Origin of the sequence: Pantoea sp. EEL5 (genome assembly GCF_049892805.1) — a bacterium.
Lineage (GTDB): Bacteria > Pseudomonadota > Gammaproteobacteria > Enterobacterales > Enterobacteriaceae > Pantoea > Pantoea ananatis.
In genome coordinates, this window is record NZ_JBNDNJ010000001.1 from 1,317,359 (window position 1) to 1,330,865 (window position 13,507).

Below are 13,507 nucleotides of genomic sequence, written 5' to 3' on the forward strand. Positions count from 1 at the left end.
CTGCACCGGGAGTACTGTCAGATATGCTAATGTGGCTGGCAGGACGGAGAGCAGAAGATGAAACAATGCAAAACAAGGTGACGGGAACGGACATGGACGATGCAGGCTCTGCGCGTTACGAAAGTATTCGCCAGGTTTTACTGAAGGTTTTTCAGCAGAATAGCGTGCCTGCGGGGCTGGTGCTGCTGGAAGGTCCGCTGGCGCAGCTGTTTGGCACCAGTCGTGTTCCCGTCCGGCGGGCGTTAAGCATGCTGCATGATGAAGGCTGGATTGCCCGTTTTGAAGGTCGGGGATTTATCGTTGCGCGCGATAATGAGGACGTTGAGCCGGTTCGCATTGCGCTGACGCGCGAGCTGTTCGGCCTTGAACAGCGCGACGAGCTGGTTGATACGCGCAGCACGGGTGAAAAAGTGCTCGAAAACCTGCAGGGGATCCTGTCTACCGCGATGGTATTCGGCTGCTACCAGGTGGATGAAACGGGCGCGGCGAAGCACTATAACACCAGCCGCGCGGTGATACGCGAGAGCCTGATGCGCCTGCGCGACAAGGGGCTGGTAGAAAAAGAGCCCTATTCTCAGTGGCTGACAGGCCCGTTAACCGCGCGCGAACTGGCTGACCATTTTGAAATCAGGGCGCATCTGGAGCCGGCCGCATTACGAAAAGCCGGGGAACGGTTAAGTGTTGCCTGGCTTAACGCGCGGCTGGATAACGTGCAAACCTGCCGGGGCAAACAGCTTAATGCTGCGGAACTCGAAATGCTGGAAGAAGATCTGCACATTCGCAGCCTGGAGCCTGCGGGCAATAAGCTGATGATGCAAATTTTACGGCAAAATCAATCGCCGTTTATCGTCACCCGAATCTTTTACGAGCGGCTCAGCATTCCTGTCGACAGCGCAATGCTGGATGAACACAGCCTGGTCTATGAATTTTTACTGAAAAGGAACTGGGAACTGGCGGCCGCCTGTATGCGCGATCACCTTGAGCGGGCGCAGGTCAGAACATTACAGCGCCTGAAAGTCTTATCCGTGTTACCGGTGCCTGAATTGCCGGTCTTTATGGAGCGCCAGTAAGCCCTTCCAGCGAAAAAATCCAAAACCAAACGCGCCGCATTAATCAGGTTCAATCATAAATTATCAGACGAAAATCGCGTGACTGATGAACATGCGGCCATCCTGCCACAGGATCGTTTTACTGCAAGCCCCGCCGCGAGCCTCTCGCATTGACAGATCGGCTTTTTGCCGCTGAACGCCACGAGTGTTAAGAAGACGTAAAGTAATTGCTGGCGTATAATCCATCTTGCTCTTCTAAGACACGCACAAATAAGACACGCACAAAGCTGAAGCATGCTGAGACGGATCTCACGCCATTTTCCTGATGTCGGAAACGCCCTGTCAGTATCGCCAGATAATAAACAGCTTGTCCCCCCCACCGACAATGAGCGAGCGAATTATTGTGAATAAATTAACGGCATTGAAAAAAGGATATGCAAAAGTTTTCTTATGGCTTTTGCTCACGCTGTTTTTAACCCCTGCGATTACATTGGTTTTTGCTCACTACGGCAGTCACGAACTCGATCAGGAATATACCCAGATTTTTATCGATAATGCGCGTGCGCAGAATCAAAGTCTGGGTAAATTAATGCAGTTTCTGCAAGCGAATCCGCCTTCCAGCGTCTGCGGACCGGTCGCCGACAATTTGATTGACTATAAAAATGCCGTCTGTGGACCGGGTTCCGAACTGTCGCAATTTTATCTCATCGGCAAAGTCGCTCTATGGACGATGGTTTTCAGCGGCGTCATTCTGCTGATGATCCTTCTGTTCAGTGCGCTGGCATTTAAAAGCCGACGGGGGCAGTTACTCAGCCTCCGCCTGGCGCGTCCCTTTCTGATGCTGGCGTGCTCGCTGCAGGTACTGGTACAGGGCGCCATGTTGGTGTGGCTTTCTTTCTGGGGCACCGCCTTTTTCACGCAAAAATACTATCCAAAGCTGGTGATCCTGGTCGCGCTGCTGGTGTTGGCTGCGATGTATTACATGATCAAAGGCATCTTTAAAAAGCTGCCGCCGGAGGAGAGCATTGAAGGCGACGTGGTCAGCCGCGAAGCGGCCCCGGCACTCTGGGCGCGTGTTGACGCGCTGGCGGCCAGCTTGGGCACCATCCCGCCGGATCACATCATCGCCGGTATCGATACCAACTTCTTCGTGACAGAAGCACCGCTGAGCGTGAACGACCAGCCACTGCAAGGCCGAAAACTGTATGTCAGCATTCCCCTGCTGCGTCAGCTGAGTACCGCGCAGGCTGATAGCGTGATGGTGCATGAACTGACACACCTGCACGAAGGCGATACGGCATCGGGTGCCTTGCTGGGTCCAAAGCTCCATCGGTTCGATATGTATACGCAGTTAATGAGCGAGAATCTGTCCACGCTTATTGTCTTTTATCCGCTCTATCTTTATCGCCTGTTCTTCGAACTCGCGTGGCAGCGTAACAGCCGTGAACGCGAATTTATCGCCGACCGGAACGCCGCCGCACGCGTCTCCTCTGCGGCGATTATTGAATCGTTAATCAAAATCTCAGCCTATGCCAGCTATCGTTACGAAGTTGAGCGTAAGCTTTTTGCAAATAAAACGCTGTATGAAAATGCACCCGGGATCAGTCAGGCCATCGCCGTTGGCCTGCCGCAACACGTGAGTTCCGCGGACTTTGTCAGCACGATGCGTGAACAGAATATCCCCCATCCCTTTGATTCTCATCCCCCCCTGTCTGAAAGAATGCGCAACGTTAACTATGCCGTGGAAGAGGCGGATTACGCCGCCATCGCCGCGACATCACCGGCGGACAGTTGGGTCGATGTGATCCCGGTCGCCGATCAGATTGAGCAGCGGCTCTGGCAAAAATATGAGCGAGACTTCACCTCGCAACATGAAGAGAGTCTGGCCTGGCGTTACCAACCGACGGGTGAAGAAGAGACCGCGCTGGTCTTAAAGTATTTTCCGGATGTGCCTTTCACGCTCAAAGATGGTTCGCAGATGATCATTACCTGGCAAGGCATCGTGCAGCCGCATTCAGCCGGTTTGCTTGAGTGGGATAACGTCAAAAATATTAACGTGCTGCGTCAGTTCGGCAGAGACAGTGTGTATGTGCAGCATGTTCAGCCCAATGCACAGGGCAAAAAGCGCAGCAAAATCCGCCTGCCCGGTCTGAAAAAAGAGATTGAACACGTTAAATACACGCTCAACTATTACTGGCATCGCCATCAGACGGTGCGGGCGCTGAAAGAACAGGTGCAGCCGGAAAGCCCGCAAGGCACGGCCTGACCTCTGCCGTCACGGGCGCGCCTGCGACGGTTTTTATTTTTTACACACCACGGCTGCCGGACAGGCTCACGTCCGGCGTTTTAGCGGCCCGTTGCCGCCGTTGCTTCAACCTCCAGCAGCACGCCGTAGTGGAGTTCCGGCACCGGCACGATAGCTCTGGCGGGTTTCCACTCGCCGAGCCATTGTGCATATAGCCTGTTAAATTCTGCCCACAGCCCGACATCCACCAGATAAACCCTCACCATCACCAGATGATGCTTATTGAGGCCTTCCTGCTGCAGGCAGGCCTCCAGATTGGCCAACACCTGCGACGTCTGCTCAGCAAAGGAGGCCGTGCTGCGCATTTCTCCGGCTGGCGTGACCGGCAACAGGCCGGAGATAAACATCAATCCCGAGGTCAGCGCATAGTGCGAATAGTGGCCCGGATGCGGTGTGTCCTGTATATCGCGCGTGTGTATTAATGGTTGCATCTTCACCTCTTTACATCATGCCCGGCTTTTTCAGCGTTGTGCCGTCGCGGAAACGGGAATAGCGGAACGCGGTGGGATCGACAATCGGCGCATCCCCGGTGACCAGGTCCGCCGTGAGACGTCCCGCACCGGGGCCAATACCAAATCCATGGCCGCTGTAGCCGCAAGACAGGATCAGCCCCGGAAGCTGCGGTACGGCAGAAATGACCGGAATGTCGTCCGGCATGCAGTCAATCACGCCGCCCCAGGCCTGAGTCACCCGCAGCCCGGCCAGCGCCGGAAACTCCCTGCCTATCGCCGCCAGCCCCTTTTCAACGATGCCGTCAGAAACCTGAGGATCCAGCACCCGAAGTTTCTCGAAGGGTGAAAGGCCATCCATAGACCAGCTTGCCCGGGATTCAGGGCCATGCAAAAACGATGAGAGCCGGATTTTGGTTTCCAGATTTAACCGGCGGGCTTTGTATAAGGGGAAAAACTCTCGGGCATAGCGTAAGCCCTGGAACCCCGGCTCCAGCCGTCCGGTTCCAGACAGCGCAATGGTATAACCGCCGTCCTGGCGTGGACGACAGGCAAAGGCATCCGTATAGAAAGGCAGAGTGAGTGGCTGCTCTGCAGGATGGGTACGAAACGCACTGCCAATGACGTTACCGGCGGGCAGATCGATGCCGTGGCGGCGGCAAAACAGCGATGTCCAGGCGCCCGTGGCGCATACGACCCGGGCGGTTTTGATCAGGCCGCGTTCGGTTATCACCCCACTGACCTGTCCTGCCGAGATATCCAGCCCGCGAACCGCACAGCGCTGAAACAGAAACGCGCCCTTTTTCACCGCGGCTTCCATCAGCCCCGGCGCGGCTAAAGCCGGGTCGGCATAACCGTCGTCAGGGGAATGTACGCCGCCATGCCAGTTTGTGGTACTGCCCGGCGTCATCGTTTTGGCCTCGGCGGCACTCAGCATTCGACTGCGAATGCCGTACTGCTTTGCCATCTTGCCCCAGTTATCCCAGTTGCGAATATCCTTCTCCGTTCGCGTGGCATAGACCAGCCCGCTGGCGCGAAACCCTACGTCCATCCCGATCTCGTCGCTCAGCGCATGCCAGCGTTGCAGGGCGTGCAGAATAAGCGGAATTTCCCGCTCGTCGCGGTTAAGCTGACGGCACCAGCCCCAGTTACGGCTGGACTGCTCTGCGCCGACAAGGCCCTTTTCGATCACGGCAACCCGATAGCCTTTTTTGGTCAGCTCCCAACAGGTCGCTGCACCTGCAATCCCGGCACCGATAATCACCACATCCACCGAATCGGGGAAATGCGTACTGTCCTGAACAAGCCTGAGCGGTGCGGGCATCGTCTGTGATCTCCAGTAAAGGTGTTAAAAATCGATTAAAACACTCTTGTAACGCTGACATGACTCAAAGGCCTGACGCCCAAGATCTTTGCCAAAACCGGACCCCTGAAAGCCGCCGGTTGGAATGATAAAGTCCCAGGTTCGACGATAGCGGTTGATCCAGACCGTACCGCTGTCCAGGGCTTTTATCAGCCGCATCGCACGTGGCATGTTGAGCGTATGCACGCCTGCACATAAGCCAAAAACGCGATGCTGTGCGAGCGCCAGGGCTTCTTCTTCATCGCTAAACGTCTGGATGGTCAGCACCGGTCCGAAGATCTCCTCCTGAATCGCGACGTTATCCTGATTCACATTGGCTAACAGCGTCGGTTGCCAGAACCAGCCCTGCGCGGTGTTTTCGTAACGCTGGCCGCCGGCCAGAATGCTGGCCCCCTGCGCCACGGACTGCGCGATAATCGTCGCGACTTTTTCCCCCTGACGTTGATCAATCAGCGGACAGTAACGCGTGGCGGCCTGCCAGGTCATACCGGGCAGCGGTGTTTTGCACAGGGCGATAAGCTTTTCGATGACCCGTTCCGCGATACCTTTCTGAATGATCAGACGCGTCCCTGAAACACAGGCCTGACCGGCGTTGACGGTGAAGCCCAGAAACAGGCGCTTGGCGATTTCATCCGCATCGCCTGCATCGTCAAAAACCAGCTGCGGGCTTTTTCCGCCCAGTTCCAGCGTCACGGGCTTGGTACCCTGTAACGCGGCCTGGCTCATGATCGCCGCCCCGGTCGCGGTTGAACCGGTAAAGGACACCTTTCTGACCAGAGGATGGGTCACCAGTGCATTGCCGGTGACCTGTCCGCCGCCCTGAACGACGTTGAGCACGCCGGGCGGAATACCGGCCTGCACGGCCAGCTCAGCCAGCCGCGCGGTGGAGAATGGCGTCAGCTCAGAGGGCTTGAGCACCACCGCGTTTCCCGCAGCCAGCGCCGGGCCGCATTTCCACGACGCCATCGACAGCGGGAAATTCCACGGCGTGATCGCGCCGATCACGCCATAAGGTTCCGGCACCAGCATTCCCAGGCTACTGTTCTGGGTTGGAAACACATCTCCGCTGTACTTGTCTGCGCATTCTGCATAAAAACGCAGAGCAGCAGCGGTGAAAGGCACTTCAATATTGATCGTGTCCGTTATCGGACGCGTGGAGCCCACCGCCTCAAGCTGCGCCAGATAATCTTTGTCGGCATCGATCAAATCCGCCCAGCGGGAAATGGCCGCGCCCCGTTCGCGTGGAGAGCAGCTTGACCAGCCGCTGCGAATGCGCGCGTCTTCCGCGAGGCTTACCGCCTCGCCGACCGTTTCTGCGCCCGCTTCGTTGATGTCGGCATAATGCTGGCCATCCGAGGGACGTTTAATCCCCATTGTTTTGCCGGATGCCGAAACAAACTGGCCGTTGATAAAATGTCCGGTCGAAAGACGGACCTTATCAGGATCAAAATCTGACATGATGTCCTCTCACAATGAATGGAAAAAACGCTACCAGCCAACGATGCGTTGCCAGACCTCATGTTCGCCGTTTCGGGTGTCGATCACCTGATAGTGCGTATGCATCGCGGCGGTCGCGCAGGCGTGGTTGGGCAGAATGCGCAGCAGGGTACCGAGTGGAAAATCTCCGGTGGAATACGCACTGTCGCGCGGCAACGCAATAATTCCGTGCTCCTGATTGGTGGTTGTCAGCAGCAATCCCAACGGACAACCCGCGTCGTCGCACACCAGCCCGTAGCCATAATCGGTATCCTGTGAGGCGGTGCCGCGATCGCGTGACATGGCCATCCAGCCGGCATCAACAAAAACCCAGCCCTTGTCGTGGTTGTGGCCGATCACCGTTGTCACCACCGAAAGCGCAATGTCGTCCTGGGTGCAGACGCCCAGATTGTGCATAAACAGATCGAAGGTGGAAAACACCCCGGCCCTCACCTCGGTTACGCCCGTGAGGTCCTTAGCCGCATGCGCTGTGGGCGTGGAGCCAACGCTGACGACCGGGCACGGGATCCCTGCGGCACGGATATGCTGGGCAGCGGTAATGGCAGCCTGGCACTCTTGCTGCGCCGCCCGCTGAATGTCTTGCGGCGTGCGGCAATGGTAGGACTCGCCCGCGTGGGTCATTACCCCTTCCACCACCATCCCGTGCTGATGCAGATGACCGGCAATCTCGATCAACGTCCCGTCGTCAGGTCGAATGCCGCCGCGATGGCCATCGCAGTCGATCTCAATGAAAACGGAAAACGTTACCTGATGCTGTAAAGCGTAATCGCTGATGGCCTGCGCCTGCGCCATGCTGTCCAGCAACACATGCACCTGTTTGCCGCTGCACCGCAGGGCGGCAATACGCGGCAATTTAGCGGGCGCAATGCCCACGGCGTAAAGCACATTGCTGAAGCCAGCGGCGACAAAGGCTTCGGCCTCTGCCAGGGTAGAAACGGTGGCAGGTGAAGAGGATGCTTTGAGCAGATAAGGCGCAGACTGGAGAGTGCGAAGCGTTTTCAGATGCGGGCGAATCTGACAGCGTTGCCCTTCGATTCGCTGATACAAGCGGTTGATATTGCGTTCAAACTTAACTTTATCTAACAGCAGATAAGGCGTGGTTATGGTTAAGTGATTGAGCATCGTCGAATTCCTGTAAGGTTTTATTGATGCTCTCATCGTTTAAATCTGTTTAAAATGCCGTCAGGCCCAATTAATGATTAGGTTTGAACCTAATGATCAACAGCGAAGATTTACGTTTTTTTCAGGTCATTGCCCTGCATCCGACGCTGGCGGCGGCGGCGCGCCATCTGGATATCACGCCGCCTTCCGTGACGCAGCGCCTGCAAAGTATTGAACAAAAGATCGGGGTGAAGCTGATCCTGCGTCCGGCAAAACGCATCATTCTGACCGATGAAGGCGAAGCTCTGCTGGGTCGCGCCCGGGTGATTTTGCATGAGATAGACCAGTTGCAGGATGTGATCGATCAGACGCGAAACCGCATCAGCGGAACGCTGAGAGTGCTGGCCCCGTTGGGCTTTGGTTCCGAACACATTGCCCCGCTGCTGGCGGAGTACGCCGACAGCCATGCCGATCTCAGTATCGATCTCACCCTCTCCGATAACCCTGACTGGATGCAGGCCGATAAGTGGGATGTGGTGATCTATATCGGCCATCTGCGCGACTCCACGCTCTACAGCACCCGGCTCGCCGCCAATCCGCGTTTACTCTGCGCCTCGCCGGCTTATCTGCAGCAGCAGGGTACGCCGACGCATCCTGATGCGCTGCAGCACCATCACTGTCTGGTGATACGGGAAAATGCGGAAGATGTGACGCGCTGGACATTCAGCCACAACGGGGACGAAACGACCGTAAGGATTACGCCACGTCTCGCCAGCAATGATGGTCGTATCATTAAAAAATGGGCGCTGAGCGGTAAAGGGATTATGGTGCGCTCCGCCTGGGATGTCAGCCGCGAGATCCGCCAGGGCCTTCTTGTTCCCTTGCTGCCCGCGTTTACCCTGCCGTCTGCCGATATCGTCGCCCTGACCAGCCTGCAGGAAAAAAAGCGCCTTCCCCGCACTCAGGGCTTTATCGACCTGATGAAACACAGCTTCAGCGCACCGCCGTGGGAGATCGATTAGGCCTCCCTGGTGTTGCACCGGCTGAACAGGCGTTGCTTACGATAAAAATTCGTGCTCTGTGACCTTCTCAAGCCAGGTCACCGGACTGCCGTTAAGGGATTCCGCGATGGCAATATGCGTCATTGCATGGCTGTCGGTGGCGCCGTGCCAGTGACGAACATCCTCAGGTATCCAGACGATATCGCCCTGATTAATCGTCTGCTTCTCTTCGCCTTCACACTGAATCCATCCCTGACCGGCGGTGACGATCAGCGTCTGACCCAGTGGATGCGTATGCCAGGCCGTACGGGCACCGGGCTCAAAGGTGACGATAGCGCCGCCAACCCGTGCCGGGGCCGCTGTGCTGAAAGGCGAATCAATGCGGACCTGGCCGGTAAAATACGCCTCAGGACCTTTCGCTGAGGGAACGGCGGCATTTTTGATGATTTTCATTATCGGCTTACCTTTGATGTCGTGTGACAGAGGACAGGGACGGACGTCTCTCATTCTGGCCGCTGCTTGCCTGTGCGCACATGGCCGAAAAACACGCGCAGGCTGATGAATTGGGCAGGCTACGCGCAGGGTTAAAAATATTTAATTTTTTCTGCATCCACTTTCGTCCCCCTACTCGTATATCTCATTGAAAGCCACTTACTCCACGCTCTAATGAGGATTTACGATGAAAAAGCTAATCGCTGTGACTGTTGTATCAAGTGCATTACTGTTTACCACTGCCTCTCTTGCCGCTATGGAGTCGGGTTCTGTCATGGTAGGCGGTGCCGCCATGTTCCCGCAAAAAAATATTGTTGAAAATGCGGTTAACTCAAAAGATCACACCACCCTGGTGGCTGCGGTAAAAGCAGCCGGTTTGGTTGATACCTTACAAGGTAAAGGCCCTTTTACCGTGTTTGCTCCAACTAACGCGGCGTTCGCTAAGCTCCCTGCAGGCACCGTAGACAGTCTGCTCAAACCGGAAAATAAAGCGAAACTGACCAGCGTACTCACCTATCACGTGGTTGCCGGTAAGTACGATATGAAGGCGCTGGAAGCCAAAATCAAACAAGGTGGCGGTCATGCCGAGCTGAAGACCGTTAACGGTCAGCCGTTATGGATCATGAACAATGGCCCCCACAATATTCAGCTGAAAGATGGCCAGGGCAACGTCGCGAATATCAGTACCTATGACGTCAACCAAAAAAATGGCGTGATAGATGTGATTGATACCGTATTAATGCCGAAGTAATAATTTATACTCGAACGGAAACAGATCATTCGGGACGCTTATGGACAAGGTGCAGGCAGTGGAGCAGGTGAAATTGATGCAGGCAATCGCCGACGGCGATCGTCAGGCATTTGAACAACTTTACCGGCTGACATCGCCTCACCTTTTTGCCATCGCGTTGCGCATGTTGCAGCATCGCCCCTGGGCTGAGGAGGTGCTGCATGATTGCTACATCACCATCTGGAGCAAGGCGGAAACCTATAATGCCGCGCTGAGCTCCCCGTTGACCTGGATGACCCACATTGTTCGTAATCGGTGTATCGACTGGCTCCGCAGCGGACAGGCACGCCTTGCCAGCGCGGAAGAAGCCCATAACGATGACCTACTAGCCGCTGAACATGACGAACTGCATAACAGACAGGATGATGCACAAGCCGCACGCTTACAGCGCTGTCTGGGAAACCTCAGCAGTGAGCAGCGCCAGAGCATCACGCTGGCCTACTATCAGGGCATGTCCCACGGCGATATTGCTCACTGGCTCCAGCAGCCGGTTGGATCGGTGAAAAGCTGGATCCGCCGGGCGATGGCGCACCTTCGGGAGTGTGTCGGACTATGAATAAACGCCAACGTGACGACGCGCTCTCTGCGGAATACGCGCTGGGTACGCTGCGCGGCAATGCGCGGTTACGCTTTCAGAAGCGTCTGCAGAGTGAGCCGGAACTGACTGAGCAGGTAGCCAAATGGCAAACCTTGCTTGCCGGACTGGATCGCAGTCTGATGCCTCAGATTCCACCGGAATACGTCTGGAAAAAAATAACGTTAAGTCTGCCGACAAAGATAACGCCGCGCGTCAGGCGCGGTTATGTAGGCTGGCTGGTTGCCGCAGCCCTTGCCGCGCTGACGCTGGTGTCGTATCAGGTTATCAGAACGCCCGACTTTACCCCGCTGACCGTAATGCGGGGCGCGGAGCAACAGGGGCAATGGGTGGTCAGTGCAGATAAGGCGTTGACGCAGCTGCGTGTAACACCGTTGCAGCCGGTCGCTATTGGCGCAAACAACAGCCTGCAACTGTGGCTCATCCCTGCCGGTCAACAGCCCGTTTCCTTGGGGCTGCTGAATGCCCAGGAGACCACGCAGCTCAAACTTGCCGCACGTGATACGCTGAAAAACGCGGTGATTGCGGTCAGCCTCGAGCCCCAGGGCGGTTCACCCACCGGGCAGCCTACCGGCCCGGTGCTTTACAGTGGCAGGACAGGATAAAACCATTCGGGCGGCGGGTTGAGCGGGTAGGACGATGGCATGCCTTTATCCCGTGTTATCGCCCCACCCGCCGCACAACCCTAAAAACGTTGCCAGTTATCTTCCTGCTTAGCATAGGCCGCACGAGCCTGAACAAAGGCGGAAGAAACCCGTGCGGGGCTGGATTGGGCAACAGGCGCGGCATCGGTCAGCACGAACGTGGCGACGAGCTGATTCAGTGCTGAGGCCTGATCCATGAGCGAGCGGGATGCCGATGAGGCTTCCTCCACCAGCGCCGCATTCTGCTGTGTCACGTCATCCATCTGATTGACGGCCTGATGCACCTGACCAATCCCCAATGACTGCTCCTGAGACGCGACGGCAATTTCGTCAACGAGGTCGGTTACCTGTCGCACCGCGTCCTTCATTCGTCCGATATTGTCACCCACCTGTTCAGCCTGATTAACGCCGGTTTCCACATAGCGCATCGAGGATTCGATAAGTTCTTTAATCTCGCGCGCTGAAGCCGAAGAACGCTGTGCCAGGTTACGCACCTCACCGGCGACAACGGCAAAACCTCGTCCCTGCTCGCCAGCCCGGGCGGCTTCAACGGCAGCGTTGAGCGCCAGAATATTGGTCTGGAAAGCCACGCCTTCGATCAGGCTAATAATGGCGGTGATTTTTTCAGAACTCTGTTTAATGTCGGTCATGGTGCCGAGCATGGTGTGAACTTTCGTGGCGCTGTCGTCCGAAATGTCCCGGGCGTTTTTCGACAGCTGGCTGGCCAGTCGGGTGTTTTCAGCCGTCTGGCGCACGGTTTCACTCAGCTCTGACATACTGGCAGCCGTCTGTTCCAGCGAGGCCGCCTGCTGCTCGGTGCGTGAAGAGAGATCTTCGTTGCCGGCCGAAATTTGCGAGGTGGCAGAACTGACAGAATGGGCCGAACGTTCAACGGACGACAGCGAGTGGGCCACATTCCCGATAAGGTTGTTAAACGCTTTGGCCGTAAGACCAATTTCATCCTGACGGGAGTCATCCGCACGCAGGGTAAGATCCAGCCGCTCGCTGGCACGTTCCATGGTGATTCGCATACCGTTAAGGTGCCTGCGGATCCCCAGAATCGTTCTGACGGAGAACGCGCCCAGCAGCAGAATGATGGCGGCCGAACCGGCAATTAACCACACCAGCGTTTGCCGGTAAACCCGGTTGTTATCTTTTTCAAATGCCGCCCCTACCTCCACATTAAACTGTAACTGTTTCTGGTAACTTTCAATTAAATCGCGAATAGACTGCCCGACCCCGCTATTGCCCTGCAGATCGGCCAGCGCAGCGTCGTCATGCAGACGGGAATTCGCCATAAAACCGGGCAAACGGTCTTCCATCTGCTTAATCAGCGCTAAGGCATGCTGACTCAGCCTGATGTCCTGATCGTTAGTGGTTTCATTTTTCAAATAAAATTCAGTCAGCGCTTTAACGGTATCCAGCCGCGTTGTTATTTCCTTTTCGAACTCGGCCTGTTTGCCTTGATCTTTTGCACTCAAATGTCGGTAAAGCGAGACGTTAAGCCGGTTACTGCCATTGACCATTTTATCCAGGTCAACCAGTGAAGGCAGCGTATTGGTTTGTACGTATTGAAAGCGCGACTGGAAGCCGCTCAATACCATGATGACGATCACCACCATGGCAATCATCGATGCCGAGAGCAGTGAAAACGTCAGGAAAAGCCGCTGAGTAATAGTCATATTAAATTCCCCGAATACTGTGTTCGTTATTCATTACGTTATGCTGAAGCACGCTAGCCATAAAGATATCGACAGGGCGTGAATGAGCATTAATGCGCTGAATGGTAAATCCGCTGAATAATGGGGGCGGACGCTGCATTACCGTTAAAAAGCATTAGCCCGTTGAATGCATAAATAAAGACGTAGGGATTTATGACTCAGAAAATACAAATGGATTTAATGGATGGAGGAAAGTCAATTTTTATTTAAGAGGAGGGAAATAATCTTTATTCAAAATGGCGCGCGCGTTTAATTAATAAAATTTCGCTTAAGGCCAGCTTAAAATTGTGCCTGAATATACCGGCTGCGCCGTTGTTTAATGCCGCCGTTTTTGAAATAAATTAACGCTGCAACAAACGCGAACGAATTAATCATAAGTAAGGACTATTTTAAAAATTTTTTTATTTTTTTTGTTAACGCCGGGACGTTCTTCTCCATTCGTTCGGGCCGGGCGTTAAAAACCAGCATAGCGCTGGCTTCCCTGTATCCGCCGCGACACA

The 13,507-nt window shown here is 55.3% G+C and carries 12 protein-coding genes; 6 read left to right on the forward strand and 6 right to left on the reverse strand.

Features of this window, described 5'->3' with window-relative positions; translation table 11 throughout:
* Positions 1 to 23 precede the first annotated feature (23 nt).
* Positions 24 to 1,070: a GntR family transcriptional regulator gene (locus tag ACPXSQ_RS06330; RefSeq protein ID WP_019105199.1), complete on the forward strand. Its 1,047-nt coding sequence runs from the start codon at positions 24 to 26 to the stop codon at positions 1,068 to 1,070.
* Positions 1,071 to 1,434: 364 nt separating this feature from the next.
* A complete protein-coding gene (locus ACPXSQ_RS06335) occupies positions 1,435 to 3,315 on the forward strand; it encodes a M48 family metallopeptidase (RefSeq protein WP_426143152.1) in 1,881 nt (626 codons plus the stop codon).
* Between the two features lie 80 nt (positions 3,316 to 3,395).
* On the opposite strand, the gene ACPXSQ_RS06340 is transcribed toward ACPXSQ_RS06335, so the two are convergent.
* Genes ACPXSQ_RS06340 through ACPXSQ_RS06355 form a run of 4 tightly spaced genes read right to left on the reverse strand, consistent with a single transcriptional unit; the run spans position 3,396 to position 7,785 of the window.
* On the reverse strand, positions 3,396 to 3,785 hold the full coding sequence (locus tag ACPXSQ_RS06340; protein WP_029568788.1) for a RidA family protein: 390 nt from the start codon (positions 3,783 to 3,785) through the stop codon (positions 3,396 to 3,398).
* A gap of 10 nt (positions 3,786 to 3,795) precedes the next feature.
* The gene (locus ACPXSQ_RS06345; protein ID WP_105091474.1) at positions 3,796 to 5,127 is read right to left on the reverse strand and encodes an NAD(P)/FAD-dependent oxidoreductase; all 1,332 of its coding nucleotides are present in this window, start codon (positions 5,125 to 5,127) and stop codon (positions 3,796 to 3,798) included.
* Between the two features lie 24 nt (positions 5,128 to 5,151).
* A complete protein-coding gene (locus tag ACPXSQ_RS06350) occupies positions 5,152 to 6,624 on the reverse strand; it encodes an aldehyde dehydrogenase family protein (RefSeq protein WP_426143155.1) in 1,473 nt (490 codons plus the stop codon).
* Positions 6,625 to 6,654: 30 nt separating this feature from the next.
* Entirely contained in the window at positions 6,655 to 7,785 is a 1,131-nt protein-coding gene (locus ACPXSQ_RS06355) for a DSD1 family PLP-dependent enzyme (RefSeq protein WP_426143157.1), read from the reverse strand.
* Positions 7,786 to 7,877: 92 nt separating this feature from the next.
* On the opposite strand from ACPXSQ_RS06355, the gene ACPXSQ_RS06360 reads away from it, so the two are divergent.
* Complete coding sequence (locus ACPXSQ_RS06360) at positions 7,878 to 8,786, forward strand: LysR family transcriptional regulator (RefSeq protein WP_024471217.1); 909 nt, start codon at positions 7,878 to 7,880, stop codon at positions 8,784 to 8,786.
* A 36-nt stretch (positions 8,787 to 8,822) separates the two neighbouring features.
* Here ACPXSQ_RS06360 and ACPXSQ_RS06365 read toward each other — a convergent pair whose 3' ends face one another.
* Positions 8,823 to 9,218, reverse strand: a complete 396-nt coding sequence (locus ACPXSQ_RS06365; protein ID WP_089517339.1) for a (R)-mandelonitrile lyase — start codon at positions 9,216 to 9,218, stop codon at positions 8,823 to 8,825.
* Between the two features lie 226 nt (positions 9,219 to 9,444).
* On the opposite strand from ACPXSQ_RS06365, the gene ACPXSQ_RS06370 reads away from it, so the two are divergent.
* From ACPXSQ_RS06370 to ACPXSQ_RS06380, 3 genes are read left to right on the forward strand one after another with little or no spacing between them, the layout of a single operon-like run.
* Positions 9,445 to 10,008 carry a fasciclin domain-containing protein gene (locus tag ACPXSQ_RS06370; protein WP_014593752.1) on the forward strand — a complete coding sequence of 188 codons (564 nt, stop codon included), beginning with the start codon at positions 9,445 to 9,447 and terminating at the stop codon, positions 10,006 to 10,008.
* Positions 10,009 to 10,048: 40 nt separating this feature from the next.
* The gene (locus tag ACPXSQ_RS06375; RefSeq protein ID WP_013025822.1) at positions 10,049 to 10,603 is read left to right on the forward strand and encodes an RNA polymerase sigma factor; all 555 of its coding nucleotides are present in this window, start codon (positions 10,049 to 10,051) and stop codon (positions 10,601 to 10,603) included.
* Complete coding sequence (locus ACPXSQ_RS06380; RefSeq protein ID WP_014593753.1) at positions 10,600 to 11,247, forward strand: anti-sigma factor; 648 nt, start codon at positions 10,600 to 10,602, stop codon at positions 11,245 to 11,247. Before ACPXSQ_RS06375 ends, ACPXSQ_RS06380 begins: the two co-directional genes overlap by 4 nt.
* A gap of 80 nt (positions 11,248 to 11,327) precedes the next feature.
* Here ACPXSQ_RS06380 and ACPXSQ_RS06385 read toward each other — a convergent pair whose 3' ends face one another.
* Positions 11,328 to 12,968, reverse strand: coding sequence for a methyl-accepting chemotaxis protein (locus ACPXSQ_RS06385; protein WP_013025824.1), 1,641 nt, complete (start codon positions 12,966 to 12,968; stop codon positions 11,328 to 11,330).
* Positions 12,969 to 13,507 lie beyond the last annotated feature (539 nt).